The 2,119-nt window shown below is 71.1% G+C and carries 2 protein-coding genes and 1 tRNA gene; 1 reads left to right on the plus strand and 2 read right to left on the minus strand.

The genetic code is table 11. From position 1 onward, the window contains the following. Positions 1 to 33 precede the first annotated feature (33 nt). Both ADK86_RS15365 and ADK86_RS15370 read right to left on the minus strand, forming a co-directional pair. Complete coding sequence (locus ADK86_RS15365; RefSeq protein ID WP_030588642.1) at positions 34 to 258, minus strand: hypothetical protein; 225 nt, start codon at positions 256 to 258, stop codon at positions 34 to 36. A 203-nt stretch (positions 259 to 461) separates the two neighbouring features. Continuing rightward, positions 462 to 533 (minus strand) — tRNA-Val (locus tag ADK86_RS15370). A 187-nt stretch (positions 534 to 720) separates the two neighbouring features. Between ADK86_RS15370 and ADK86_RS15375 the strand changes: the two genes are divergently transcribed. Continuing rightward, positions 721 to 2,100, plus strand: a complete 1,380-nt coding sequence (locus tag ADK86_RS15375) for a hypothetical protein (RefSeq protein WP_053697092.1) — start codon at positions 721 to 723, stop codon at positions 2,098 to 2,100. The last annotated feature ends 19 nt before the right edge of the window (positions 2,101 to 2,119 follow it).

The raw sequence follows: 2,119 nt of genomic DNA on the forward strand, positions 1-2,119 counted from the left end.
CACACACCCCCCGTGACCACCCCGGGCCCCCAATCACCCCGAAGCCATCCAGACGTCCTTGCCCCCGCCCCGCCACTCGATGAGCCCCGGCGTATCCAGATCAATGTCCTCGCCATCCGGCGCCAGCCCCGCACGCCGCAAGAACTCGGCAACATCCCCCCGCCCATGCGCCAGCCCGACGATCTGCCCATGAACCGTGACCCGACGCCCACCCGACGGCGAGGGCGGATGAACAATCACCGGCAAATGCACACCCATACCTTCAGCCTGCACCGCCCGAAAGCACCCCGCATGTCGGCTATCACACGGAAGGCGACGACACGACGACAGACGCAGACGCGCCCCCACACAACGCGCCGCCCGTGGGCATGTGGACTTTCCGTGGACTCTGAAAAACGACGAAGCCCCAACCGACCTCGGTTGGGGCTTCGATCTAACCGCTCATCTGCGGCTTCTCACTGTGGGCACAACAGGATTTGAACCTGTGACATCTGCTTTGTAAGAGCAGCGCTCTACCGCTGAGCTATGCGCCCTGGCTGAGCCGACAGACTACCTTGCTTTCCGGGCTGCACTGCAAACCCGGGTTGTGGACGGCTCGGGGCGGGGGCCGTGGCCGCGCCGGATCATGCCCTCGATCGCGAACCAACCGGCCGCTGTGTTCGTTCCTACTGGGTGGGAGAATGGCAGCCGGGCCAGGGGCGATGCGATCGGGAGAGGGATGTGACGGCGACACACACGCAGCCGCGCAAGCAGCGAGTACGCCGTCGCCCCCGAGGCGGTCCGCTCCGGGACACCATGACTCTGCTCCTGCTGCCGCTGCCGTTGCTGGCCGCCGCTGCCCCGGCCGCCTTCGCGGGCGGTGGTACGCGGCGCTGGTTCGGGCGCGGGGAGAGCCAGCGCGCGGATGCCCAGGCGGCGAAGGACGCTGCGGCCGCGGCGTTCTACGAGCTGGACACGGCCCAGCGTGACCTGCGGATCTCCATAGAGACGATCACCGCGGTCGACCGTTCCCCGGCGGCCGTGCGGGCCGCGGAGGAGTACGAGCGTTTCGGGCAGCGGATCGACGAGGTCAGCCAGGGCTATATCAGCGCCGTCGACGCCCACGACCTCGACCGGGACGACCTGGACGCCGGCGCGGCTTCGCGGGCGCGTGCCGACCTGACCCGGGCCAAGGACGAGCTGGAGCGGGTCAAAGCGGACCTCGACCGCTTCGCGCAGGGGCTGGGGCCGCTGCTGCAGACCGCGGAAACGCAGCTGGCGCGGCTCGCGCCGGCGGTCGAGCGGGCCCGGCAGGCCCTGCTGGCCGCGAGCAACGCGCTGGATTCCGTCCGCGCGCAGAACTACAAGGCGGACGACCTGGCGGCCCGGCTGGCCGCCCTGTCGCCCGAGCTGACCAAGCTGAACCAGGGCGCCGGGCAGCACGGCGTACAGGAGACGATCCGGCGCGCCGACAACGTACTGCGCCAGGCCGAGGCCATACGTACCGAGGCGGAGCGGCTGCCGGAGAAGGCCGCGGAGATCGACAAGCGGCTGGTATCGCTGCGGACCCGCGCGCAGGCCATCACGACGCGGGCGGCCAAGGTCGATCCCGTACTGAGCGAACTGCGCCGGCGCTACAGCGCGGCCTGCTGGCAGGACCTCCAGAACGTACCCGACCAGGCCGCCGACGCCGTCGCGCAGGCGGAGACCAAGGTGCGCGAGGCCCAGCGGGCCCGCGACGAACAGCGCTGGGCCGACGCCACGAGCCTGCTGGCGACCGCGCGGGCCCTGCTGAACACGACCGACGAGGCGGTCTCGGCGGCCGGTGACCGGCTGCGGCGGCTGGACGAGGTGTCCTTCGACCGCGAGAAGGAGGTCGAGCGGACGCGCTTCGCGGTACGGGACGCACAACGGCTGGCAATGGCCGGCCGCAGTACGCCCGACCCGCGGCACGCACGCCCCCTGGACGACGCGGTGGCGCGCCTGGAGCGCGCGATCGCCGGTCTGGAGGGACGGCACCCGGACTGGTGGCACTTCCTGACCGAGATGGAAGCGGTACGGCAGACGGCTGCCCGCGTGGTGCAGGAGATCCGCGAGGAGCGGGGTGGAGGGGCGGGGTGACGGGGTGACGGGGTGACGG

It is taken from the genome of Streptomyces sp. NRRL F-5755 (assembly GCF_001279365.1).
Classification (GTDB): domain Bacteria; phylum Actinomycetota; class Actinomycetes; order Streptomycetales; family Streptomycetaceae; genus Streptomyces; species Streptomyces rimosus.